The organism is Streptomyces sp. NPDC024632, from assembly GCF_055559175.1.
The window spans coordinates 12,949-37,249 of record NZ_JBVHLD010000003.1; the positions used below are offsets into that span (position 1 = coordinate 12,949).

The window sequence follows — 24,301 nt, forward strand, 5'->3', positions numbered from 1 at the left end:
GCGCCAAAACCGCTTCTCCCGGGCCCGCCCAGCACCCTTTGACCGGGACACGTCCGCGCAGTCCAGCCCTACCGGGCCACGACAGAACGGGCACCACGAGCGCCGACACACGCCCAACATGCGGGCCATCAGACCTCCGCGTACACGCGGTACTCCGACCACTCGGGGTGCAGCCACACGAACTCGCCGCGGGCCGCAACCACTCGGGCTGGCCACTCCAGCCTGGACTCCGACTCGAACGCCACCACATGATCCCCAGGACGCATCAGCCCATTCGCGTCACCCAGGACCGCCCGGGTCGCGTTCACCGTGCCATCCGGGGCCGTGACCCGCACGTTCGGATCGATCTCCACACGGGTCAGCTCACGCATCCGTCTTCTCTTTCTCCAGTGACCGGACCTCGCGCTGGGCGCGGACCACCATCACCGTCCGCTGCACCAACAGCCCGGCCAGCAGCAGAATCACCACCGCCCGCGACACCCTCAACGCTGCAGCCGTCGGACCGTGCGGCCACACCGTGATCAGAACCGTGTACACGCCCAGCCAGCCCATCGAGGCCGTCACCGACATCACGTGACGGCCCACCGGCGACCGCCACCACGGCGCCGACACCGCGTAAGCGATTACGAACGCCACCGCCGTGGCAGCGACCAGCCCCGACCCGACGACGTTGATCCACTGGGACCAGCCCATCACCCACCACCACCCAGCACTTCTTTGAACCGCTCAGCGAAATGGTTCTCCCGCCGAGCCGCGCGCACCTTCGCCACCTCGCGGTCAACCTCCGGACGCTGCCGCCGGAGACCCTTCAAATCCTCGGTGGCCCTACTCAACGCCGCCTCAGCCAGACGGCCGCTGTCCGTATCACCCCTGAGGCGCCGACGGCGCATGATCCACCGGAGCATGGCTCACCTCCCGACCAGGCGGGAGCGGCAACGCAGCCAGCACATGATTCGTTGCGTGAACCGCTTCGAGCATCTCCGCGTTCTGCCGCAACGCCTCGTGTCGGCCTTCCTCACTGCGGCCGTGTGCGGCCTCCCAGCGTTCCGCGTTCCGGATCGCATCATCGAGGGACCGGCGGGGCACGATGTCGCCGCGCAGCATCATCACCACAGCCAACGCGATGAGCGCCCACGGGCCGCCGACGGCCAGAGCCTGCCCCGCCAGCCCATCCACCTACACCCCCTGCACGGGAGGCGCGGCCTCCTTGAGCGGACTCGACCGCTCGATCGGTACGGACGGCACGGGGGCGGTGACTTCGCGGTGCAGGACCAGGGCGACGATCGCGGTGAGCGTCGACATCAGGAGCGCCTGCTGGTCCGCGCTGAGATGCAGGCCGAACCCGACGAACAGGGCCAGGGCCGCCTGCCCGAGCTGGAGGATCGCCGCACCGGCCGCACCGGTCTTGAGGACGATCGCCGACACCACGCCCACTGCGGCGGCGAGGGCGGCGTTGATGTACGCCTGCCGGTTGTCGCTGACGTCCCACCCGAAAGCGGCGGCCAGCTTCAGGACGATGGCCACCACGGCCAGGATGTAGACAGGCTCACGCCCGAAGATCTTCATGGGGAGATCCGTTTCTGCTGGTGGGATTAAGACTGGAGTCGGGCGGCGAGGTCCTTGCCGAGCGCGACGGCGAGCGCCTGCGCGAAGACCGGGGACGCGGCGAGCCGGTCGGCGATGGCCGCCGTCTGCGCATCTGTGAGCGCCGGGGCCGTGAGCCCCTTCACCGCGTTGAGGGCGGCGGCGGCCGACGCTGCGGCTGAGGCGGCGCTCTTCGCTGCGTTCGTCACGGTCTGGTGCACGTCGGGGCTGTCACCGGGGCCCTTGTAGCCCCACAGCTTCTTCGCGTCGGCGTCGGTCAGGGGCATGTCGTCGTTCTCCTTCGCGTGGGCCCACGTCTTGAGCTGGGCCGGGGTCAGCGGGCAGTAGTCGCGGTCGACACCCGACGCCCCGTACTGGTGGAACAGCCAGGGGTGGACGATGCCGGGCTGCCCGGCGGGCTTGTCCGCGGTGGCGATCCACAGGAAGTCCCCGTACCGGCCCTTGGGGTCACGGGAGAGGTAGTCGGCGTTGGCGTAGGTTCCGACCTGATGCAGGGGCTGCGCCGCCTGGACGCGGTCGAGAAATGCGTCCTTGTAGGCGATCTGCCGGGCCATGGGCACGCCCTGGTTCGCCGCGTCGTATCCCTCCCAGTCCAGGACGAGGATTTCTCCGGCGGCCGGCTGTGCGGCGGCGAGGAAGTACGCGGCCTCGGCGGCCGGGTCGGCGGCCATGTGCGGGTAGTGGTAGTGCCCGACGACCAGCCCGGCGGCTCGGGCGTGGGCGACCTGGGCCGCACGGCGGGTGTTGACGTACCCCAGGCCCTCCGTGGCCTTCACGAACACGAACCCGAGCCCGGCGGTGCTTGGGGTGTCGGACTGGTACGACGCCCAGTCCTGCCCGTAGGTGCCGGTCATGCGATCACCCACCTTCCGTCACGGATCCACCCGTGATGTCCGCACCGACGGCACAGGACGGACGGTGAGATGGTGAGAGGATCCGGCGCCTCGACGGTCCAGAAGGGCGCGCCGGGGTCGGCCTCGCGCGCTGCGGGTAGGTCGAACGTCACGTATCCGGCGCACTCCTCGCCGTCGCGGCCAGGGTGGCTCTCCATCAGGCCGATGCGCTCGTCTTTGCTGTTGAGCACCCACGCCATCCTGACGCCGTGCCCGAGGTCGATCGGGAAGTCGGCCATGGTCACAGCCCCTTTGCGTCAAGCCAGGTGTGAATGGCGGTGGCGAGCGTCCGGTCCGCATCGGCCAGCGGCGCTGGGACAGGTGCGGGCGTGGGTGCTGTCGTGAACTGGGGCACGGTGACGTCGCCCTGCATCTTGAGGAGCCGGGCCAGGTCGACGCTGGTGAAGTAGCCGCGACCCTGGACGCCCCACGATTCGGCCCACGAGTTCGGGACCTCGTACTCGCCGGTCACCGCGTCGAAGGAGACGACCTCCAGTTCGTGGCCGCCGTCCAGCGGGCTGCTGGTGTCCACGACGATCCGGCCGTCCGGCGCGGGGTCGAACATCGACCGGCACCAAGGGATGCCGATCAGTACCGGCCCCGCCTGCAACGCGCTGTTCAGGGCGTCCATGGAGAAGGCGTGCGTGTAGCCCGATGCCAGACCCAAGGCCTGAAGCGCCTTCGCCACCCCGATCCCCGACGACCCGGTGTCAGTCGGCGGGTACTGGCCGGAGATCCCGTCGAGGATCGTCGCCAGCGAATACAGGGCCACCGCGAACGCCTCGTCCAGATCGTGCGCGCCCGCGGTGAACAGGCCGTGCGAGGCAGCCGCACCCGCGGCGCTGACCGTCACCGACGTCGACGCCGTCCGCCCCAGCGAGTCCGTCCCCAGCGCGCCCGTCGCCGCATTCCCCGTACACGACCCCAGGTCGCCCTGGTCCAGGACCGGAATCCGCCGCGTCCACGACACCGACCGCACCGCAGACCGCGGCAGCACCCCATGCGCGAACGCCAACGACCTCGGGTCATGCTCGACATGCCGGCCCAGGCGCGGACCCGCGCCCCTCTCCGGCAACAGCTCAACGTGCATACGGCCCTCCGGGCATGAGAGAGCCCCGGCCAGCGGCACGGGGCGTGGGTGGTGAGGGGGGATCAGGCGAAGACGGGGGGCACTGACGAGAGGACCGCCATGGTGTTCGTGTTCGTCTGCACCGACTTGAACGCGGAGATCATGCAGCTCACGCCGGACGGCCACGCCACGTTCCTGATGGCTTCGGTGAGGGCGAGGACGCTTGCGTCGGTCGCGCCGGAGGGAATCGTGAGGGTGATGCTGAATGCGTCCTGGGACTGCCCCGTGCCGATGTTGCCGCTGATCGAGTACTGGGTGAAGGTCGTCGAGTCCATCAGGTGGAGATCCATTTCAGGGTGAGGGTCGGGCCGAACGCCTGCGTCACGCTGGTGTTCAGGTTGCCGCCGGAGGTCTGCCAGCCGATCATTTCTACGTAGTCGCCGACGGCCAGTGCGGTCGTGCAGGTGACCGTAGCGGCCCAGGAGTTGCCGGCCATGCCGGGGAGCTGGACGATCGAGCCGCGTGCGGATGCCCCGTTGACGGTGATGCCGACGGACCGGTTGCCGGTGGCGGACGATTGGAAGCCGAGGCATGCGGTGATGTCGTAGGTCCCGGCGACCTGCACCACGTACCGGGACGTGTTGGTGACGGTGGAGTGGCCGCCGTCGGGGTCGTAGTCCTCGGAGTCGAGGCTGATCGGCACGAGTGCGGTGCCGGTGCTGAGGACCTGCGTGGTCGTCGCGTATCCCTTGAATCTCGGCGGGTTGGTGAGGAAGTCGCTGAGGGCCTTCGCGGTGGCGTTGAAGAGTGCGCCGGTGTTGTAGTTGCCGGGGGCTTCGGTGGGTGCAACGGGTACGGTGCGGGCCACGGCGCGCTCCTCTCAGTAGGCGAATGCGGTGGCGTCGAACGCGCTGACGGAGTCCCAGGTGGTGGGGTCCGTGAACCCGGCGGGCAGCAGCTCGCAGACGACTGTGCCCGCCGCGTGCGCCTTCACGGTGGGTGCGGTGAGGGTGATGACCGCGGTCGTCCAGCCCGGCGAGGTAGCGCCGACTGCGGCGACGGTGACGGTTTCGGCATTGACGACACCGGGTTCCAGCTTGAGCTGCTGGCCTGCAAAGAGCTGCGTACTCAGCGGGTTCGTGTTGTCCTGGGATGCAGCCACGGTGATCGACGTGGCGCCGGTCGCAATGCTTGACGCCGCAGTGGTGTGCCAGGCGGCGAACCGGGCGTAGGGCGTGAGATCTGCCGGGGAGCACTGGAGAGTGAGGGTCGCATCCGCCTTGTCGTCCCAGGACCACGCCAGGTTCTCGACGAAGCAGTCGACCTGAATCGCCGCCACGCCGGGGGGCCGTCGCATTACCCGGACGCGGGTGCCGAGCTCCAGGGACAGGCACATGGCCCACATCGCCGGGTTCGCCGCCGGGTGCAGTACGAGGCTGGAGATGCGGTTCACCGGGGCCTTGTACCTGGACAGGGTGTAGTCGGTGGCGTCCTGCACCTCCAGTGCGGAGGAGGTGTTGACGGTGCGGGTGATGTTCTTCGGGAAGTGCGCCGCGATCGAGGCGGCGTCGCGTGCGTTGAAGACCTGGCCGGTGCCGGCCTGGGTGAACGCGATGATGTTGCCCAAGTGTGTGGAGTCGTAGACCGGCTTGCAGTCCTCGTAGGGCCACTCCCCCAAATCGGTGCGCTCCCCGAACACGTAGACGGGGGTGAGGGCGTTGTAGCGGGCCGCCCGGGACAGGAACGTCACGGAGCCGTTGGCGTCAACGAAATGGGCACCGTTCTCTGTGGTGACCACGTCCTGAAGGGCGGACACCACGTCCTGCCCGTCCAGGGCTGCCGGGCCCATCGAGGTGGTCAGCCCGGCCTGGATGCTGGTGGGCCCGGTGTAGCCGCCGTAGCGGAGGATCCGGGCGTACCGGGCGTCGCTGCTCTCGCCGGCGCACGCAGACCGCCATGCTGTGTACAGGTTCGTGCAGTCCGTGGAGGACAGGACGGACGGGAACTCGCCGACGAACGAGATCGAACCGGAGAACGTGTTCGACGTGTAGTTGCCGTTGGTGCCGTCGACGAACGCCCCGACGCTGTCGCAGACAACATCGCGCGGGAAGAAACTGGAACCTCCAGTAGGCGACGACTGGTACACGCCGTCGAGGCTGAGGAAGACGATCCCGGAGCCGCCCGGGGAGTTCCCGAACACCACTAGGTGCCAGTTCCCGTCCAGTACCGAAGCGGTTGAGGTAAGGGTGGCACCGCCGACGGCGAACGACGTTGTGGTCATGTTGACTTTGCCTGCGCTGTTGATGAACAGGCGCAGTTGGCCGCTGGGGTTCTGGGCGTGCCGGTTGTCCAGCGCCACCCACAGGTCGGCTTCGGTGGCGGGTGTCGGGCCGGTGTACCGGAAGGCGATCATGCGGGAGTAGGGGCTGGTCTGCGGCCCGCTGATTCCCGCGCCGGTGAGCGAGAGGAATGTTGCCGCGTTTGGCGTACCGGACCCGGAGCCAGCGTTCGACACCGATGCCACAGTGCCTGTCGAGCCCGTGTATGTGCCCGCCGGGGTGCTGGCTGTGATCGCGGTACCGAACGCCCACGCCCCCGCGCCGAGCTTGCCTGCGATGATCGGCGCCGCAGGGTACGCGCCCGTCTGGTCTGCGGCTGCCGTCACCCCTGCCGGGTCATCGAGCCGGTACAGGTACGTCGGGGTGTGGGAGTTGATCTCGTTGGTGAGAGCGTCCTCCAGATCGACCTGCGACAGGAGACTGAACGCGTCCGCCGCCGGTGGCCCGACGGTCCCGTAGGTTCCGGACATGGACCAGGACGAGGCGTAGTCGCCGGTGAACCCGGCGAACCACCCGTACCAGGCGCCCGGCATTGCCCACGGGGAGGCGGTCAGGCCCTTCTCCAGTTGCCAGCCGTCCGTCTGGATAGTGCAGTTCGCGGTTGCGGTTGTGGCTACCGCGACGCCGACGTCCATGCCGTACACCCCGGCCGGAGCCGTGCCGGAGACGGTCAGGTACGTCCAGCCTGCGGTGGCCGAGCCCGTCAGGGTGGCGGTGCTGCCGTAGGTGTACGACGAGGGGACCTGCGACGCGGACCCCACCCAGCCGAGGAACGGCTTCACTTGCAGGCTCGTTGACGCGGTCACGTCCCGGACGCGCATCTGCACCGTGTACGCCTGACCCGGCAGTACCGCGACCTGACCGCTGTGGACGATCCGCAGCCCAGGTGCGGCGTTCGTCGTGACCAGGAACTGTGTGACCGACGTGCCCATCCAAGCCGATGACGTGTTGACGACGCTGCCGCCGGACAGGTCCGTGTCTGTCGCCAGGTCGAGCGCGATGGTGGGCACGATTGTGCCCGCTGCGACGCCAGCGCCGCCCAAGGCGATTCCCTGAGAGAGCAGGTTCGGCGACGGAGGCCACTGTGCCCTCACGCGCGTCGGCTGATCCGGCTGGATGTGCCCTGCATACGGGCCGGTGCCGGTCGGGTCTAGGAGCCCGTCCGCGTTGGTGAGGGTGACCTGCTCCTCGCCCGACCGCACCTGGTCGCTCTCGTACTGGCGTCCGCGGTTGACCGTGGTCTGCCCTTGGGTGCGCTTGCTGATGTCCACCCAGGTGTCGAGCGGGATCGTTCCGCCGTTCGCTCCCCAGAAGAGCCCGGCACCGAACTCGGCTTGCGGCCAGTTGTTGTTGAATTGCCCGCCGGTTCGGGTGCCGACGTGCGCTACGGTCATGGCGTTGCCCGCGGCCTCGGTGACGGTGGCCTGCGTCTCGAAGCGGAACAGCACTGCGGATGCGCTCCACGGGTAAGTCATCGACGACTGGTTCGTCCAGGTGAGGCCGTCCGGGGACGTGTCTGCAAAGAAGGTGCTGGCCGATTCCCGAAGCCGCCACCAGCGGTGCAGGTGCGGGTCGTAGGCGGGCAGTGTCACCGAGGTGAGAGTGCCCGCTACCTGAAGGGTCTGCCGGAAGGCTCCGCCGTCGAGCCGTATCGTGACGGCGTTGTTCGTGTCGAGCCGGACCCGCATGATGCTGCGGGTGCCGCCGTTGCCGTTCGCCGCAGGGGTGATCTGCGCATAGACCGCGGATCCGCGGGCGTCGTACACGTTGTTGCTGCCGAATATGTTCGTGGCCCCGGTAGTGGTGGGGTGCGCCAGGGACACCTGGCAGTTGACGGTGTCGAGCGTTACCGCCCCTGCCGTCACCGACGACCACAGCGACGTGTCGATGGCGGGCGCCGTGAACGAGTCGACCAGGGTGGACAGCAGGGCCACGGCGCCTCCTAGCGCTTGTACGAGACGTAGGTGGTGGGGTTGTTCTTCGCGGCCTGCTGAAGACCCGTCGTGATCACATCGATCAGCCTGCGCTCCGTCGTCACGGAGCCCGCGACGTTCAGGTGCACGTGCTGATGGATGACCGTCGCGCCGCCGGCGCCGAGACCGCCGGCGATGCTGGCACCCTGCTGTACCGCCATCGCGAGGCCCTGTGCCGCGATGGTGGCGTGCTTCGTCGACCGGTTGATGCCGACGGCCATTCCCTGGGCGGTGTAGTCGCCGAGCCGGGCCATCACCGCAGAGGGCGACTTGATCCCCAGGGCTTTCTTGATGGCCGCCTGCATGGATCTGGCGATGCGCAGCATCTGCGCTTCGATTGCCTTCTCCTGCGACTGCAACCCCTTCACGAGGCCCTTGGCTGACTGGATACCCACCCCGTACATGGCGTTCGCGACCGTCGCGCCGGTTGCGTCGGCCCGCGACTGGAGGGACTTCTGCATCGAGTTGATCTGGTCGATGGTCCCCTTGGATGCGCCCGCCAGGGCCGCCGCGGTGGCGCCGCCCTGGCCGACGCCTGCGGAGGCGAGCTGCTCGATCAGCGCCGAGGACAGGCCCTTGGTCTTGAGGGCCTGCAACTCGGCGGCGAACGCGGTCGCTTTGGCGACCTGGTCGCGCATGTTGTTGACGACGTCCTGGGACGTCAGGCCGAAGCCTTCCGTCGGGCTGGACGTAATGATCGACGTGCCCTGCATGATCCCGGACGAGATGCTGTTCTTCTCGTCCGTCCACGACTTCTGCAAGGCGGCCAGCTTCGACTGGGCTGTCTTGAGCTTCGCGGCCACCGAGTCCCGGTGCCTGGCCAGCGACATGAGCTGTGCATTGTCCTTCGCTACGGCCTTCTGCAAGCCCTTGTGGTGGGTGCCGAAGTTCGTGTAGAGCGATCGGGCGATGTGCTCGGTTGCCGCCCGCACGCGGGCTGTGGACCCCGTCAGTCCGGATACGAGGCCGGAGATGACGTAGGCGCCCAAGGTGGCGAACTTCTTCGACGGGCTATTGATCTCCAGCTCGGCTGAGAACGCCGTGACGGTGCCGCTGGCCATGTCGGTGATCGAGCGGTGTGCAAGGTGTGCATTGGTGTTCACGCCGAGCGCGATGCCCTCGACGATGCCCGCGCCGACGTGGTCCGCGAACACTTTCGACGGCGAGTTGATGCCGAGGAAGCTTTTCGCGCTCTTCAGTGCGGAGTCGGCGAGGTTGCCCAGCTCCGACTTGAGTGCACCGCCCGTGTTTTCGACGCCGTGGATGATGCCGTGGACGATGTCCTCGCCGACCTGGACGAAGCGGGCACTGATGCCCGCGACGGCGTCGTATGCCTTGTTCAGGCCGTCACTGATCGCGGTCTTGATCTTCCCGACGGTGGTGGTGATGGTGCGCCACGCTGAGGAGATCGGCCCTGTCATGGCGTCGCGGATAGCCGCCCACACCGACGAGGCCGCTGACCGGATGGACCCCCAGGCCGACGACAGCCAGCCGGACACGGTGCGCCACAGCGACTGCAAGCCGTGCCACACCGACATCATCGGCCGGATCACCGAGGACTCGACGGCCGACCACGCGACGCCCGCAGCGGCCCTGATGCCGCCCCACACCGACTTGAGGAACCCGAAGACCGTATTCCAGGCGGTCTTCGCGGCACCGATGATCTGCTGGTGGAAGTGGTTCCACACTGCCATGAGGATCGCCACTGCGGGGAGGAAGATCACCAGTAGCAGCGGCCACCACTTCCGGAAGAACCCGGAGATGCCGTTCCAGACGGTTTGCGTGGCACCCCAAATGGCTTTCCAGGCGGCGATGATCGGGTCAGCGACCCCGTGATACGCGGCCAGCAGGAACGCTGCGACCGCCCGCCACGCGACCATGACCCCGTGGGTGATGCCGTTCCAGATGCTCACGGTGTTGCTGCTGAGCCAGTGCCAGACGCCGACGAGCCAGTCGGCGGTTGCCTTGGTCGCCGTCTTGATGCCGTCCCATACCTGCCGCCAGTGCATGGCCAGCAGCACGATTCCGGCGATCAGTGCCATGACGCCGATGACGATCCACACCAGTGGGTTGGCTAGGGCGGCGGCGGCCATATCCCACAGGCTGATCGTGAAAGCGACCACTGCGGCGACGAGGACGGTGCCGATCACAGCGGCCAGGGCCATTGCGGCAGCCCGGTGCTTCTCGAAGAAGGTGATCACGGCGAGGATGACCGGGATGAGCTTCAGGCCGATGGTGATGGCCGTCGTGACGAGGACTTCCTTCAGGCGCCCCATCTGGACGTTGAAGCTCTTCTGGGTGACGTCCCAGCCTTCAACGTCTTTGGAGGCGTGGGACATCGAGGCGGAGACCTTGTTGACGCGGTCCTTGAAGCCCTCGGTGTTTTCCCCGGTGAGCTGGAGGGTGGTGTTGAGGCCGGTCGCGCCGCCGGTCATCTTCTTGATGGCGTCGGTGTAGGTCTGCGCGGCCGGCCCGCCGCGCCTGAGGGCGTCGTTGAAGCCGTGGGAGCGCTGGTAGAGCGTCAGGAACTGCATTCCCATGGCGGCCTGGTCGGCGGGCAGGCCCTTCATGGCGAGCTTGTAGTCGCCGAGGGTCGTTGACCCGGACTGGAGGGACGATGCGAGGTCTTTGACGGTCTTCGGCATCGACGCGAGCATGATCTTCAGGTCGGCGCTGGCCTGTTTCGTCTGGTTGAAGGACGACAGCAGCAGGGTGCCTGACTTGCCCATCTTCGACAGGACCGTCTGGGACAGCAGGTCGAGGGTTCCTGTCAGGCCTCGCTTGCCGAGGTGGGTGGCGACGTCCACCGATGACAGACCCAACCTCTGCATCTGCTGTACTGCGACGTTGTTCGGGGCGGCCAGGTTGCGGAGCGTGTTGGAGAGTTCCTGGGTGGCTTCCTGGGCGGAGGTGCCGTGCTGCGTGAGGGTGGCAATGGCCCCGCCGACCTCGGCGAACGAGACTTTGTTCGCGGAGGCGATAGGGATGACCGTGCTCAGCGACCTGGAGAACTCTTCCATGGTCATCTTGCCCTCACCGGCAGCGGTTTTCAGCGCGTTCATGACGCGGACGCTGTCGGTGGCCTTGAGGTGGTAGGAGGCCATGACGCTGGTCATCGCGTTGGTGACTTCCTTGAGGTCGGCACCCTCCTCGCGCGCACCCTGAGCCGCGGCCTTGAGGACTTTCAGGCCGTCCGCACCCCGGTATCCGGCCTTCTCGACCTGGTACATGCCCTCGGCGAGCATCTCCGTGGACGTGCCGGTCTGCCGGGCGAGCGACAGGACCCCGTTGGAGACCTTCTTGAGGTTGTCCGTGGACTCCCCGCACGCGGTCACCAGCAGGTTCATGGACTGCTGGAAGTCACCCGCGGCCTTTACGCCGTAGCCGACGAATGCCACCCCCACCAGGGTGGTGGCCGCGCCGAGCTTGACCATGCCCTTGTAGAGGCCCTGCATCTTCCCCGAGAAGCGCTCGCCCTCCTCCGCTGATGTGCGCAGGCCGCGGACGAACGGGGCCGTTTCCGCCCTCAACGTGACCCAGAGGTCGGCGATTTCGGCTGGCACAGCGCCCCCAATCAGGAAGGCGCGGGGCAGCCGCGAGACAGGGTGTTAGCTGACGCGGGTCCAGCCGGAGCCGTAGGCCGCCCGGTAGATGGCCGGTGCCGCGAAGGTCATTGCGAACTTGAAGGCGGGCCCGAGGAACGGGAAGCTGGTGCCGTTCTTCAGTCCGGTTTCGAGCGCCAGTCCGTACCGGCTGGCGGGGCTTTTCCCGTATGGCGGTGTGAACCCGACCGCTGTGCCGACTCTTGTCTCCCACCCCGTAGCAGTGCGGCTGATGGGGCTGTGGGTGATGGACCGGCGGAGTGTTCCGGAGATGACGGCCGGTCCCGATCCTGGCCGGGCCGGGGTGGGTGTGCCGCGTTTGTGAGCCCCGGAGGATGCGTTGATCTTCGCTTGCCGTTCGACTGCGAGTGCGAGCGGTTCGAGGGCGATGCGGCCCTTCATCTCGCCTTCCGCTGCGACCCGTGCGAAGACGGCGGTGAACGTTCCCGGGTGGAGCTCCATGGTTACCCCCGCTTGGCCTTGGCCTCCGCGCGCTTCGCTTCCTGCTGCTCGTGTTCGCCGAGCATCCCGAGGATGTCGAGGCAGTAGCGGCGCACGTACAGGGGTGTGGCCTGCAAGTCGTCCCAGGACCAGTGCATGCGTTTCATCAGGACGAAGTCGGCCCATTCGGCAGGGGCGTCATCGCTGCCCCACGTCCCCTCGATGATCGATTCGACCGGGAGGAGGACATCCTCAAAGTAAGGAGAGCCGGGGCCTACTTGGGGTCCGCGACGCGGCCGATCTCCTCCATGATCCGCTTGATGGCATCCATGGGCAGCAGCGCCACGTTCTCAGCGGTGACCGCGCCGATACGGCGCTGCTCCATCCCCACCAGCGTGGCCAGCACCTCGGCCGGATCTGCGTCCGGATCCACCGGCGGAAGATCCGAGGTGAACGCCTCGTACATCTTCCACGCGATGATGATCCGCGCCATGACCTTGTACATCGCCTCGTTGGCGGCGTTCGGGTCGACCGGTCGGCCCTGGTCGTCCAGGGGGACGTCCTCGGGGGTGATCTCCGACGGCGGCAGCAACTGTGGGTTGCGCATCAGGACGGAGCAGTCGTCCCCGAGTTCGGGGAAGGTCAGCATCACGTAGGGGTTGCTGTAGCCCGGCATGGGTGTTTCTCCTTGCAGGTGAGGGCGTTGAGGGCGTGAGTCCCCGGCCGCACCGCGACGCCCTCACGCACGGGCGCGGCCGGGGAGAAAGGGGGGATCAGTACGCGGACGAGGTCCAGTTGCGGAGGACGACCTGCATCGCTCCCGTGTCGGTGGCGTTGTAGACGCCGGAGATCTCGGCGTCGAGCGTCACGTAGGTGCCCGACTTGTCGTACGACGCCTTGGTCCAGGCGGGCTGCGTGGTCGTCATCGTGAGCGAGGCGCCGCCGGTCACCAGCGGCTGCGTGAGGACCGCCGAGGTGGGCGAGTTCTGGAGGGCCTGAAGGTACTGGTTGTAGTCGGTGTCGTCCTCGTAGATCGCCTTGTACTTGATGTCCGCGTCCAGGACCCCCGAGAAGACTTCGCGCGGCTGCTGGCTCCCGTTCGAGGCGTGGATGGCCTCGATGTCGCGCTTGAGCGTCAGCTCGTAGGACAGGCCACGGGTGGAGGTGGCACCGGAGTTGGTCATGGCCCACTGCCAGCCGAGCATGGGCTGCGCGGCGGTGAAGGCGGGCGCGGACAGCCCCGTCTGGACTGCGCCGATCCACCCGGTGCACTTCAGCGAGATGGTCGCCATGCCCTTCGGGTCGATCTTGACGCCGACCTCCGACAGCATCATGCCGGGGTATCCCCACGCCTCGAAGACATTGTGGTCGACGAAGCTGTAGGTGGGCTTCAGGACGGTGGTGGACTGCTTGAACGTGTGTGTGGTCTGGCCGAGCACGGTCGCGCCGGAGGTGTGGGCCTTCGTCAGGCCGCCCGCCGGGCTGGCGATCGGGATCGTGTACGGGCCGGATCCGGAGGGGCTGCCCGTGACCGCGTACTCCAGGCCGGTGGTGGTGTCGATGGCGATCGTCGTGCCCAGGGGGATCGACGCCGCACTGCTGATCGACGTGGCGCCGACGGTCGTGGACGCCGACAGGGTGGTGGATACGCCGGGGGTGACGGTGTCGGGGCCGATGATCCGCAGCCCGTACCCGATGGCATCCGGGTATGCGGACAGCTCGATGTCCGCCGAGCCTTCACCGACGCCCTGGTAGTTGCCTTGGAGGTTGGTGTCGTTGGCACGGTAGGACTCGTCACGGAGCTGCGTGTAGTCGACCGTGAAGTCGGCCTTCGTCGTCGGGAGATAGAACGTGGGGGGCACGAACGTGCCCTGAGTGGTCTCCTTGGCGATGCCGATCCAACCGAGGCGAGAAAGGAGCGTCACTTCGACTCACCGCCGTCCTTGTCGGTGTCCGCCGGGGCGGTGCGCTTGGGCCTGGGCTTGGGCTCTTCGGCGACCAGGTCCGGGGCGTCATTGAGGGCGGTCCAGCCGTCGAGGAGCACGGGCCGGTCGGCGGTCTCGCCGGGCTGGACGACGAACGGCGGCTGCTCAGGGGTGTCGGTGGCGGGCGTGGCCGCGAACGACCATGCGTGTGGGGTGTCGTTGCGCTGGCGCACAGGGCTCTCCCGGTGTCGGGGCATGGGAAAGCCCCCGGCCAGACAGGCGCGGGGGCTAGAAGGAAGGTGAGGGCGTTAGCCGTTGGTTTCGAAGTCGTCAGCCCAGTAGGAGATGTCGACCCGCAGGTCAGCCTTGGCGGTGATGGTCGCCTCGGGGTCAGCGAACGTAACATCGGAAGTCGGCGGGTTCTCCGCAACGCTGAGGAACCGGCCGCCGTGGGTCTTGTCCATGAACAGACCGTCGACGCGCTTGAGGACGAGCTCGACGGCGTCGTCCAGGGCCTGCTGGGCTGTTTCGGCGGCACCGGAGGGGGCGGTCATCGGCCACACGATCCGCAGCAGGAACTGGTGGCGGGTCATGCTGCGGATGTTCGCGGTGCGCCCGGTCTGGATGTTGCGGCGCATGACGTACAGGCAGTTCCGCCGGGCTGCCGGGGTGCGCGGCCAGTACGCCTGCACCACGTCGAAGGGCCCGTTGTAGGCCCTCTGGAGTCCGGGCAGGCCGTCGTTGGGGTTGTAGGCGGCCAGCCACTCCGCCTCACGGGTCACCGCAGTTGCCGAGGAGGGCTCCACCGGGGTCACGAGGTCACCCCGCTCACGTCGGCTGGTAGCGGCACAGGATCTTCTCCGCCTGTGCGGACAGGGTGCTCGGGTCGTGCCCATACTGCGTTCCTGCGGGGTCGATCTCCCCCAGCACCAGAACCGCCGCCTGGAGTTTGCAGGCCCGCGCCAGGTCGGCAGGCACCGTGGTGTAGCCGCCGGAGTAGGTGACCCGGATCAGGGACCCGGCGGGGATGTACGAGCCGAGGTAGAACCAGATGTGCCCGGAGTCGGGTTCGGCGCCGATGATCTGCACGCCAGGGAACGACTGCGACCCGCCGATGGACAGGAACACCTGCACGTTCAGATCTGAGTACGTCCACATCTCCGGGTAGCGGGGGGCGTGCTCGTTCAGCCAGATGTGCCGCACCATGTCCCCGCTGCCCGCAAGGGCGTTGGAGTACGAGGTCGCCAGAGTGGCCTGCATGCTGACCGGGATACCGCTGGAGTCGGATGCCTCATCCGGGTCGATGCCCGTCGCCCGGTGCGATTCGGGCACCGCCGTGAAGGGCGCGAGGCGCCGCCCGGCGATGCCCTCACACACTCGTGTTGCCTCGGTCATCAGAGTGTCGAGGGCATCGGCAGACAGGTCACGGACCAGGTCGGCGAACTGCCCGGTCTGCATGTCCGCCGAGGTTGCGAGCGGGACCGGGGAGTCCACCGGCATCGGTTACTCCTGCGGCTTGGCGGCGGTCTGCTTGCGGGCCGCGGTCTTCTTGGCGGCGGGTCGCGGACTGGTCGCCTTGTCGTCCCCGGTGCTGGTGTCCTCGTCGGTGCTGACTCGCGGGTCGTCGTCCGCCGGCTCGGTCGCGGCCGGCGGGACGTCCACGGCCGCCGGCTCCGCGGTGGGCGCGGCGGGGTGGACCTCGGAGAACTCGGAGTTGACCGGGGTCGGCTCCGCGCTCTCACCGGTCCGGGTTTTGCCCGTACCGGCGGCGTTGCCGCTCTCCGGGTCGTCGCAGGGGGCCGGGTTCTCGTCCTGGTCGGGCTCTTCGTCGGCGAGCCAGAACTGGCCGTCCTCGATGAGGAGCAGTTCCTCGGCCTGCTCGTGCGGGACATCGACGGCGTCCCCGTCGTTCTTCCAGACGTTGCCGAAGCTGTCGGAACCGGCCTGGACCTTACGGATGCGGGGCATGCGCCCTCCTCCTTGCTGTTGAGGTGAGCCCACGGCCAGCTTTGCGGGCTGGCCGTGGGTGAAGGGTCAGCTCGTCAGCGAGGACGAGACGCGGGACAGGCGCCCGAGGTACTTCGGTGCACGAACGGCGAGCGTGCAGTCCGATGCGATGGCGTAGGGGAGCTGATCCGGCGCCGCAGCGGTCGGATAAACATCCAGGCTTTGCAGTTCCCGGACGTAGGGCCGCAGGATGAACTGCGGGTCGCGGGCCATCAGGTAGATGTTCTCGCTCCCTGCGGCCTGCGGCTTCATCGCCGCGTTGGTGCCGACGTAGGCGGCCGGGACCTGCGCAGGGACGGTGGAGCCGTTCTTCGGGGTGAGCTTCGCCCCGTCGTCCACGATCGAGGTGGTGAGGATCGGGGTGACACCGTCCGCCGCGATGCCGACGGTCGCGTCCACGTAGCCGAGGAATGATTCGGTGCCGGTCCCGGTGGACCGGAACACCTTGTAGAGGTTCGGCTGTGCGCCGTCGTATCCGCCGGGGGTGGAGAACGACAGGGTGACCGTGCTGGTGCTGCCGCTGGTGGTCTGGGAGACCTCGGTAGACGGCAGGATCTCGCCCTGGCGGGCGATGACCGGGGCGATCTGGTAGTAGTACGTGGCCGCCGCGAGGGTGCCGCCGGTGCTCGCGGTCGCCGTGGTGACCGCGCCCATCTGGTAGGACCGGGCGGAAAGGAACGAGCTGGTCATCAGCGGGATGCCGCGGTAGGACTGCACGTTGAGTCCGGCGGCAACCTCGGTGGGGGTGAGGTAGCGCTGGGAGGCGATGGCGAGCTGTGCGACGCGGGACTCGGCGGTGGAGGACATCACGAACATCCACTGCGAGCTGTTGATCTTCATGGCGGCCTGCTGTTCCACCATGTCGATGAGCTTGTCGAGCCAGCCCAGCGACAGGGAGGCGCCCGCGGCGTCCTGGGCGTTCTGGTTACCGCCGGAGAACTGCGACACCTGGGAGTCCAGGCCGTCGAACTGCGGGTACCCGCCGAACTGGGTGCTGCCGCTGTTGCCCCAGAGGACGGCGTTCTCGATGTCCCAGTACAGGCCCTGGATGGAGCCCTCGATCTCCTGGGCGCGCAGGTCTCCGGCGAGTCCGCGGGTGACGGCCTGGGCGTAGCCGGTCACCGACCCGACGGACTGGAGGTTGCGGATCGGGAAGGCGTTCTGCGCGTAGCTGGAGTTCGTGATGGGCCGGGCGCCGCCATCGGAGACGAAGCCGCCCGCGGCGCGCGCGGTGCGCTGGTTGAAGTAGTACACGGTCGAGTCCCACTTGCGAGACGGGATCGCCCGAACCAGGGGGGCGTACCGGCGCTGGTACTCCAGCAGCATCGGGTCGACGATCGTGGGGACGAGCGGGGCTGCACCGGCAGCGGTCAGCGCCTCGCGGAGGTCACTGGTCATGATGGGGTGCCTTTCTCGGCAGGTATGACGAAGCCCCGCTCACAGGCGTGGGCGGGGCGGGTGACCATCGCTGCCGGGCGGCACCAGAGGACTGGCGGTCAGGGGTCGGACAGGGTGGATCAGGCGTTCGGGGCGACGGTGCGGTTGCCGAGTACGGCGCCGACGGTGACCGGCGAGATGTGCTGACGGAATTCCTCGTCCGTGTACTCGTGCAGGGGCTTGGCGGGGGCGCCCTCGGGCAGGCCCGGGGTGACGGTCGCGGTGTGTTCGGCGACCTGGGTGACGATGCCCTTGCGTCCGGGCGGGCCGTTCTGCTCGACGTGTTCCTGGATCGCGGCGGGCAGCGCCGCCTTGACGCCCTCGGTGACGAGGCGCTTGATGCGCTGGTCCTCGGTCTCGGCGACCGCGACAGGTTCCACGACCTGGGCGGCCTCGACGACAAGCGTGGCAGGCGCGGGTGCGGCCTCGACCGGTGCCACGGCGGCCGCCGCGGGCGCGAGGCGGTTCAGGAGCTGGGCGAACTGGTCGTCGGACAGGTGGACCCCACCGGCGGCGGGGGCGGCAGCGGTTTCCGCTGCGGTGTTGGGCTCCGCCATGGCGGGCTCCTCCTCGGTTGAGGTGGGTTCGGTTACCGGGGGTTCCGGGGCCGAGGTCTGGGTGGAGAGTGCGGGCTCGACTGGGGCGGCGGCAGGCTCGGGTGCGCTCTCGGTGGCGTCGCCGTCGGTGTCCTCGGCAGAGGCGCCGGGGACATCGATGTCGGCGTCCATGTCAGGGTCGAGGACGGCGATGGCCTGGCAGGCTCCGGCCATCGCGGCGCGGCCGACGGCGTCGAGGTCGTGCGGGTCGACGCAGTAGCTGCTGACGGTGACCGTGGTGGGCCCGTTGGTGAGGCTGACTGACATTGAGCCGCCGTGACCCGGGTCGTCGGAGAACCCCAGGCACTCCGCGACGGTCTCGGAGACGCGCCCGATGGGATCGATGAGCCAGCCCTCCTGCGTCGCGACGGTCACTCCGAAGCCCTTGAGGGCCTTGGTGATGCGCTGCCGGACTCGCTTGAGCTGCGCCGACGTGTACAGGCGTGCGTTGTCGGCCTGGTTGATGTACGACCAGGCCGCCTTGGCGCGAGCCTTCGTGTCGAGCGGGTACCTCTTCTGCTTGTCCTTCTGGTATCCGGGGTCGGCGAAGGGGCCGTCGTCGGCTGCGGGCGCCGTATCGGCTTCGGTGAGGGTCACACTCGCCTCCGGGGCGCTCTCGGTGATGGGCAACGAACCGCCGTCGGATTCGCGGGGTTCTGCTCCGGCCATGGCCACCGACGAGATACCGGCCCCCGGAACCCCCGGCTTGCGGGTGTAGTCGAGGCCGTCGAGTTCCAGGTCGTCGGCGGTCTCCACGGTCGTGCCGTTGGGGCCGAGTTCTTTGCGTACCCGGCCGACCCAGGCGCCGCGGATCGATACGCCCTTGAGCACGGGGGCGGCCCCGGAGACGAGGTTCAGGATGTCGCGCCCGTGACCGGTGTCGGCGATCTCCGCCTCGTAGGACGCCGACCCGTCGGCCTCCTGGGCGATGCGGGTGATGCGCCCGACGATTCGGGTGGAGTCGTCACCGGCTTCGTGGTGGGTGAGTGTGGTCAGGGGCATCTCGCCCTCTTCGAGGCGCTGGTTGGCGCGCTCGACCATGCGCGCGATGGCCTGTGGGGTGTAGAGGCGGTTGTTGCGGGAGATGCCGGGCCGGATGGCGGTCCCGGACACCGTGGCGATGGCGGCCACGCATCCTCCAGGTGTCGGGGCCGTCAGCGGCCGTAGAGGGAGATCGAGGTCTGCGGGAAGGCCGGGGTGGTGCCGCCCACGGTCCAGGCGATCCGGCAGTGCTTGGGTAGGACGATGGCGGCGGCGCCCCCGATGTGGAGGCCGGCCGATACCGATCCGGACCCGGGGCCGGCCGTGATCTGGGTGATCTTCGCGGCCTGGAGGAACCAGTTGCCGACGGCGTCGCGCAGGTCCAGTTGCACGTCGAGGGTGGGGCTGGTGCCGGTGGAAGTGCCCGCGACGTACACCGCGAGCCACACGTCGGAGACCTCGCCGATGTCGATCGGGCCGCTGTTCCCGGATGTCGAGATGCTGTTGGTGAGACCTGCGCCGCTCAGCGTCCAGATGACGCGCGATTGGTTGACGAGCATGTGGCCCTCCTTCGGGCTGGGAGGGTCAGGCAAACCAGTTGGCGAAGTGGGCGAGGGATACGGCCGCTGCCGGTACGCACCGGCAGGCCGGGTGGCTGGGCATGAGCGGGAACTCGGTGAGCAGCCAGGGGCTGTGCGCCTCGTTGCCGCTGCATGTCTCGCAGACCCTGCCGTCCCCTGCGGTGATCCAGTCGGCGCTGGCGACACCTTCTGACGCGTACAGGCTGAGCGCGCCCTGGTCGGCAGCGGTGGTCATTGCCCAGTCGACGGTGAACGCGACGGCGTCCCGGTCGGTGGCAGCGGTGAGGATGTCCATCCCCGCGTCGATCATTTCCTCGCGGGACAGGCCCTGTTCGGCTGCGTCGGCGAGGGTCCGGCCGAGGTCGGCGGTGGCCCGGTCGAGGGTGCGGGCTAGCCACCCGTCGGTGTCGGTCCAGATGTCGTCGAGGTGGCGGAGGCTGTCGTAGGCGTGGTCGAACGCGATGTTCCAGTCGAGGCCGACGGTTGCGGTCCGGTCGGCTGCGATGGCCACGGCGTTGACTATGCCTTCGGCGCGGCCGGCGCGGATGGCGTCCCGGAGCTTGTCCCGCAGGGCGCTCCAGCCGGGCAGGTCCCGGATGGCGTGGAGCATCGCTTCGGCTGCTGCCTTGGCTCGGGCGAGGAAGCCGCGCCGGTCGGGGGCTGATTCGCCGAGGTCGAACTGGGCGCGGAGGTGGTCAACAATGTCGGCGACAGCATTCCGGTCGATCAGGGCGTGCCACTCGCGGCGGATCGCCTTGATGTGAATGGCTTGCTGTTCCTCGCGGCGTTGGAAGAGGAGTGCCCACATGCCTTCGAGGCGGCCGAGGTCGATGGTGGCCCGGAGGGTGTCGGGGTCGTCGGCTGACTCGCAGGCGAGGCGGACGGCCGTGGTGCTGGCTGTGCGGACCCGTTCGGTCATGGGGCCGCCGGAGATCGCCCATCCGGCGGCGAAGGCTTCCCGGGCCGGGGCGGCCATGGGGTGCTCCAGCGGACTGTCGGTGCGGTCGGCGCCGTGAACGGCGGCCAGGGCGGTGAAGTCCATGTCGACCGGTTCGAGGCGGTCCAGCGGGGCCGGATCGCCAGGGTCGAGGTAGGAGATCGTCATATGGGCGCAGTAGCCGTGATCGCGCGGCATCACGATCCCGCGTTCGGCGAGCGCGTCGACAGTGTCCCGCCGCAGGTCTTCGAGGTCGGGCGAGTCGATGAGTACGACCAGGACGTCCTTCTCGCCGCCGGTGAATCGGGCGAGTCCTGAGCTGCGCGCTGTGAACGGTTCCCGGGCGGCCAGTTCGGCGACCGCCTCTTGGAGCGCGCCCGCGTCGATGTCGGCCACATCGCCGACGAACGCCACGGTGACGTGTAGCTCATCGGGCGGGAGGCCACCCTCGACGGCCAGCGCTTCGGCGACCTCGGGCGGCGGGTAGAGGGCGATCATGCAGCCGTCGGAGAAGTCCGGTGACGCCACGGTCACCCCCGGTCGGCACGATCCTCGTACTTGGCGACCGCGTCGCGGACTTGATCTTCGCCGTAGTCGCCCGAGTCCCACCACTCGACGGCACGCCACACCTTCGCCAGCGCCTCGTCGCCGAGCACCGCGAGAATGTGGCGCGTAGCCGCCGCAGCCTCCCCGGCGAAGGGGAGTTCTTCGAGCCGCTCGGCCATCGCTTCGAGTTGACCTCTGTGGCCTCCGAGGTCGGGGGCGTGGAAGTGGAGGTAGTCGTAACTGCCGCCGCTCACCCGACACGCTTCCTGACCAGTGGCGCTGCGTCTTTCGCGCGCATCGGATGATTCGGCGGATCGGGCGGCTGGACGACGGGACCGTTCTCAGGCTGCTCGCTCATCAACACCCCCGGGCAGTTCGGCCAGCGCTTCCCGCAGGCGGCGCCGGTATCGGTCCCGGTGCGACTCGGTGGGCGCACTGCCCGCTGGGTCTTCGGCTGGCAGATCGCCGGGAGTGACCGCAACTGACGGCGGCGCGGGCGCTGGTTCGGCCTTGACGAGTTGCAGTGGCTTGTCGCCCTCGGGGTTGTCCGCGACGACGTCCGTCCCCCTGAGGCGGGCTGCGACGGTGGCCTTGGACATGGCGCCCATGTCCTGCCACTGCACGAAGTTCGTCTTGTCGACCAAGACCGCGACATCGCCTCCGGGCACGGGGGGTTCGCCGATGTCGGCGCGATACCGGTCCAGGGTCCAGGCGCCGGCACGGAGTCGGGTGTCACGGATCTTCTCAACGGTTTCGCTGTCGCGCATGTCGACGTCGCGGAACTTGATCCGCCAGCCGTCAATGCCGAAGCCGCGGCGGCCCAAATGCCAGTTCAGGGCCTCCAGAATGAGTCCGGCGATCGGCTGGCAGGTGTTGACGCGGAACGTCTTGTCCTGGGCTTCGCCGGTGCCGCCGCCCAGGTTGCCGGATTCGATCACACCCGCCTTCGCAGGGGGCACGCCGTAGCAGGCGAGGATCTCGTCCCGGCGCTGGTCGAGGTACTTGAGGTAGTCGACGGTACGGTTCGCCGCCAGTTCTGCGACGCTCGCGCCCCCCTTGGTCATGACGGGGACGCCGATGTTCTTCGGGCCGACGTTGCGGGTCATGAACTGGGCGACCCACTTGTTGCTCTCGCCCGGGCTCGTGTTGGCGGGCATGTCGACGTGGAGCATCGGCGGGTTGCCCTTGCGGAAGATCTCCTTGATCGTCGCCGCGCCGAACAGGTAGCCGGTGATGGGCAGCATCGCCGCCTGCGTCGGGGACACGCCGAAGATCGAAGACCGTGGCGAGTCCAGCGAGATGTGGATGACCTCGTGCGGTTCGAACTCCGCACGCTGCCCCTGGTCCGTGGACTGGACGTACTTGGTGATCGCCCCGTGCTCGTCGGTGTTCGGCATCATGCTCGGGCAGTCCAGGGAGTACAGGGCGACGGGCTGGCGGCCCACCCACACCACTTCCAGGTAGGCGTCGCCGAAGACTTCCAGATCTGCGACCACGCCACGAATGATCTTCGTGATGGATTCGGTCGGGTTGCAGTACGCCAGCATCCGCTCCAGCGCCACCACCTCCGGGGGCTTCGGCGGCTGCTCCCGCTCCTCACCCTCCCCTTGGTCCCACTCCGTCTCCAGTCCGCCCGCAGTGATCGTTCGGGCGATCGCGTTCACGCACGCCCACGCCCACGGGCAAGCCAGGTACGCCTCGTTGAGCTGGGCCAGCATGCTGCGGCGGTCCGTTCCCGTCGCCGCGCCGACACCTTGGTCCCACTCATTCAGCCCCGACTGGCCGATGCCGTACTCGTAGCCGGTGCGCTCCGGTAGCTTCGCCGGAACCGCGGACGCCTTCTCCAGGATCTCCACGTCGCCGCCGATGACGCCCTGCCACCACGTCTTGAGGCTCATCCGGCGGTCACCGTCCCCCCAGGCTGCGGGCCGTCATCGGCGGCGTGGTGCCACCAGTCATCGGCGGCCTGAGGAGCCGGGGCCGCGTACAGGCCGGCGAATTGCTCGCCGACCGGGAGAGCATTCGCAGCGGGGGTGTCGTCGAGGATGACGAACTCGGGTCCGGTGCCGATGTTGGTCAGCAGGTAACGCAGTGCGTCTGCGGCGTGATCGTCGGAGGTGGTGTCTGCGTCCTCAGGGTCGCCCTTGGTGGCGTGCGGCAGGTCGGACAGTTCCCGGTAAAGGTCGGTGCAGGTCGAGAAGATGTGGATGCCGGGACAGGTCTCCCATCCCTGCGCGCGGTGGTGCGGGCACGCATCGGACTCCCGCAGGTAGCTGCGGACGCGCTGCCAGCCGGTGACCCGTGATCCGGCGCCTTTGCCTGCCGGGGTGAGGTGGACCCCCTGCTCGGCGTAGATCGAGGCGATGGGCTTGGCGTCGCCGCGGGTTGCCCACATGGCGTCGTCGGCGAAGCGGACGGAGACGGCCTCGGTGGCGGTTTCGGCGGCCAGGATCGACTCGGCCTGGTCGATCTCTCCGACGTGCGTCTTGTAGATCTCCCGGTAGACCCAGACTCGGCCGTCCTCGTCGACAGCGGCCCACAGCACCGCCCAGGGCTTGGTGAAGCCCCAGTCCAGCCCGTTGTAGCGCTTCCATGTGGCGGGGAGGGTGATGGGTTCGATGACGTGGCGTTCCCGCTTGAGCTCGGGGAACATCTGGCCGGCGAAAACGTCCCAGTCACCGTCCAGGAAGGCGGAGCGGAGTTTCCCGGTGAGGCCCATGAGGTCTTTGGCGTACTCGGCGTTGACGTGGGGGTTGTCGGCGAGCTTGCTGGGGATGAACCGCACGGTGCGGTCGCGTTCGTCGATGACGACGTTCTCGCCGTAGTTGGTGGGCTTGATGTAGCGGGTCTTGACGGCGCCGTGGCCGGCGCCGCCGGGGTTGGTGCCGGAGCGGATGCCGAGGACGGGGATGTCGGCCCGGCCGGACCGCAGCCTGGATTCCAGGAAGGAGCACACGTCCGGCGGGGTCAGGGTCCGCTCGTCGAAGGTGAGTTTCTGGTACTGGCCGCCCTGCCTGCGGGAGGCGTCCTTCACGGAACCTGCGTACCGGAACATGAGCAGGCTGCCGTTGGGGAAGCGCAGTTCGTACTCGGTGCCGTTCCAGGACGCCCCCAGCGCGCCGGCGTATCCGATCTGGGACAACTCGGCGAGCAGGGACTCCTTCAGTTCACCGTAGGTGCGCCGGAACGCGCCGATGCGGATTCCGGGGTGGCGGACGCAGTCCCGGAGGTCGTCCATCAGCAGTGCCCGGGTTTTGCCCCCGCCTGCCGCGCCGCCGTAAAGCACGTCGTACTCGGTCGCGTCGTGGAACTCGTGCTGTTTGGGGGTGGGGATGTATTCGAGTTTCCCGAACACGTCCATGAGCCGCA

The 24,301-nt window shown here is 68.4% G+C and carries 27 protein-coding genes; all 27 read right to left on the reverse strand.

What is annotated here, in order from left to right; genetic code table 11:
• Positions 1–128: 128 nt before the first annotated feature.
• The 27 genes from ACZ37P_RS06970 to ACZ37P_RS07100 all read right to left on the reverse strand — a co-directional run bounded on the left by ACZ37P_RS06970 (position 129) and on the right by ACZ37P_RS07100 (position 24,293).
• Complete coding sequence (locus ACZ37P_RS06970) at positions 129–371, reverse strand: hypothetical protein (RefSeq protein WP_467345275.1); 243 nt, start codon at positions 369–371, stop codon at positions 129–131.
• Complete coding sequence (locus ACZ37P_RS06975; protein WP_467345277.1) at positions 364–693, reverse strand: putative phage holin; 330 nt, start codon at positions 691–693, stop codon at positions 364–366. The genes ACZ37P_RS06970 and ACZ37P_RS06975 overlap by 8 nt, the downstream gene beginning before the upstream one ends.
• Positions 693–905, reverse strand: a complete 213-nt coding sequence (locus ACZ37P_RS06980) for a DUF7620 family protein (protein WP_467345279.1) — start codon at positions 903–905, stop codon at positions 693–695. The genes ACZ37P_RS06975 and ACZ37P_RS06980 overlap by 1 nt, the downstream gene beginning before the upstream one ends.
• Entirely contained in the window at positions 865–1,176 is a 312-nt protein-coding gene (locus ACZ37P_RS06985; protein ID WP_401714968.1) for a hypothetical protein, read from the reverse strand. Before ACZ37P_RS06985 ends, ACZ37P_RS06980 begins: the two co-directional genes overlap by 41 nt.
• Positions 1,177–1,566 carry a hypothetical protein gene (locus ACZ37P_RS06990; RefSeq protein ID WP_467345280.1) on the reverse strand — a complete coding sequence of 130 codons (390 nt, stop codon included), beginning with the start codon at positions 1,564–1,566 and terminating at the stop codon, positions 1,177–1,179. It abuts the gene before it with no gap.
• A 26-nt stretch (positions 1,567–1,592) separates the two neighbouring features.
• Positions 1,593–2,459 carry a GH25 family lysozyme gene (locus tag ACZ37P_RS06995; RefSeq protein WP_467345282.1) on the reverse strand — a complete coding sequence of 289 codons (867 nt, stop codon included), beginning with the start codon at positions 2,457–2,459 and terminating at the stop codon, positions 1,593–1,595.
• Complete coding sequence (locus ACZ37P_RS07000) at positions 2,456–2,737, reverse strand: ubiquitination-like system serine protease family protein (protein WP_467345284.1); 282 nt, start codon at positions 2,735–2,737, stop codon at positions 2,456–2,458. The genes ACZ37P_RS06995 and ACZ37P_RS07000 overlap by 4 nt, the downstream gene beginning before the upstream one ends.
• 2 nt (positions 2,738–2,739) lie before the next feature.
• Complete coding sequence (locus ACZ37P_RS07005) at positions 2,740–3,468, reverse strand: hypothetical protein (protein ID WP_467345285.1); 729 nt, start codon at positions 3,466–3,468, stop codon at positions 2,740–2,742.
• A gap of 182 nt (positions 3,469–3,650) precedes the next feature.
• The gene (locus ACZ37P_RS07010) at positions 3,651–3,902 is read right to left on the reverse strand and encodes a hypothetical protein (RefSeq protein ID WP_467345286.1); all 252 of its coding nucleotides are present in this window, start codon (positions 3,900–3,902) and stop codon (positions 3,651–3,653) included.
• Positions 3,902–4,435 carry a hypothetical protein gene (locus ACZ37P_RS07015; RefSeq protein ID WP_467345288.1) on the reverse strand — a complete coding sequence of 178 codons (534 nt, stop codon included), beginning with the start codon at positions 4,433–4,435 and terminating at the stop codon, positions 3,902–3,904. Before ACZ37P_RS07015 ends, ACZ37P_RS07010 begins: the two co-directional genes overlap by 1 nt.
• 12 nt (positions 4,436–4,447) lie before the next feature.
• Positions 4,448–7,672 carry a hypothetical protein gene (locus ACZ37P_RS07020; protein WP_467345289.1) on the reverse strand — a complete coding sequence of 1,075 codons (3,225 nt, stop codon included), beginning with the start codon at positions 7,670–7,672 and terminating at the stop codon, positions 4,448–4,450.
• 176 nt (positions 7,673–7,848) lie between these two features.
• Positions 7,849–11,442: a phage tail tape measure protein gene (locus tag ACZ37P_RS07025; RefSeq protein WP_467345290.1), complete on the reverse strand. Its 3,594-nt coding sequence runs from the start codon at positions 11,440–11,442 to the stop codon at positions 7,849–7,851.
• Positions 11,443–11,487: 45 nt separating this feature from the next.
• On the reverse strand, positions 11,488–11,943 hold the full coding sequence (locus tag ACZ37P_RS07030; RefSeq protein ID WP_467345291.1) for a hypothetical protein: 456 nt from the start codon (positions 11,941–11,943) through the stop codon (positions 11,488–11,490).
• Between the two features lie 2 nt (positions 11,944–11,945).
• Positions 11,946–12,089, reverse strand: coding sequence for a hypothetical protein (locus ACZ37P_RS07035; protein WP_467345292.1), 144 nt, complete (start codon positions 12,087–12,089; stop codon positions 11,946–11,948).
• Positions 12,090–12,196: 107 nt separating this feature from the next.
• A complete protein-coding gene (locus tag ACZ37P_RS07040) occupies positions 12,197–12,598 on the reverse strand; it encodes a hypothetical protein (RefSeq protein ID WP_467345293.1) in 402 nt (133 codons plus the stop codon).
• A gap of 97 nt (positions 12,599–12,695) precedes the next feature.
• On the reverse strand, positions 12,696–13,847 hold the full coding sequence (locus ACZ37P_RS07045; RefSeq protein ID WP_467345295.1) for a hypothetical protein: 1,152 nt from the start codon (positions 13,845–13,847) through the stop codon (positions 12,696–12,698).
• Entirely contained in the window at positions 13,844–14,080 is a 237-nt protein-coding gene (locus tag ACZ37P_RS07050) for a hypothetical protein (RefSeq protein WP_467345297.1), read from the reverse strand. Before ACZ37P_RS07050 ends, ACZ37P_RS07045 begins: the two co-directional genes overlap by 4 nt.
• A 75-nt stretch (positions 14,081–14,155) precedes the next feature.
• A complete protein-coding gene (locus ACZ37P_RS07055) occupies positions 14,156–14,662 on the reverse strand; it encodes a hypothetical protein (RefSeq protein WP_467345298.1) in 507 nt (168 codons plus the stop codon).
• A gap of 13 nt (positions 14,663–14,675) precedes the next feature.
• Positions 14,676–15,347 (reverse strand): hypothetical protein, encoded by a 672-nt coding sequence (locus tag ACZ37P_RS07060; RefSeq protein WP_467345300.1) that lies wholly within the window; start codon positions 15,345–15,347, stop codon positions 14,676–14,678.
• Positions 15,348–15,350: 3 nt separating this feature from the next.
• Positions 15,351–15,815 carry a hypothetical protein gene (locus ACZ37P_RS07065; protein WP_467345301.1) on the reverse strand — a complete coding sequence of 155 codons (465 nt, stop codon included), beginning with the start codon at positions 15,813–15,815 and terminating at the stop codon, positions 15,351–15,353.
• A gap of 66 nt (positions 15,816–15,881) precedes the next feature.
• Positions 15,882–17,252: an SU10 major capsid protein gene (locus ACZ37P_RS07070; RefSeq protein ID WP_467345303.1), complete on the reverse strand. Its 1,371-nt coding sequence runs from the start codon at positions 17,250–17,252 to the stop codon at positions 15,882–15,884.
• A 119-nt stretch (positions 17,253–17,371) separates the two neighbouring features.
• On the reverse strand, positions 17,372–19,018 hold the full coding sequence (locus ACZ37P_RS07075) for a DUF6582 domain-containing protein (protein WP_467345304.1): 1,647 nt from the start codon (positions 19,016–19,018) through the stop codon (positions 17,372–17,374).
• Positions 19,019–19,041: 23 nt separating this feature from the next.
• Positions 19,042–19,428, reverse strand: a complete 387-nt coding sequence (locus ACZ37P_RS07080; RefSeq protein WP_467345306.1) for a hypothetical protein — start codon at positions 19,426–19,428, stop codon at positions 19,042–19,044.
• Positions 19,429–19,453: 25 nt separating this feature from the next.
• The gene (locus tag ACZ37P_RS07085) at positions 19,454–20,914 is read right to left on the reverse strand and encodes a 2'-5' RNA ligase family protein (protein ID WP_467345307.1); all 1,461 of its coding nucleotides are present in this window, start codon (positions 20,912–20,914) and stop codon (positions 19,454–19,456) included.
• Between the two features lie 2 nt (positions 20,915–20,916).
• Positions 20,917–21,186, reverse strand: a complete 270-nt coding sequence (locus ACZ37P_RS07090) for a hypothetical protein (protein ID WP_467345309.1) — start codon at positions 21,184–21,186, stop codon at positions 20,917–20,919.
• 87 nt (positions 21,187–21,273) lie between these two features.
• Positions 21,274–22,830, reverse strand: a complete 1,557-nt coding sequence (locus ACZ37P_RS07095; RefSeq protein ID WP_467345311.1) for a phage portal protein — start codon at positions 22,828–22,830, stop codon at positions 21,274–21,276.
• Positions 22,827–24,293: a hypothetical protein gene (locus ACZ37P_RS07100; protein WP_467345313.1), complete on the reverse strand. Its 1,467-nt coding sequence runs from the start codon at positions 24,291–24,293 to the stop codon at positions 22,827–22,829. Before ACZ37P_RS07100 ends, ACZ37P_RS07095 begins: the two co-directional genes overlap by 4 nt.
• Positions 24,294–24,301 lie beyond the last annotated feature (8 nt).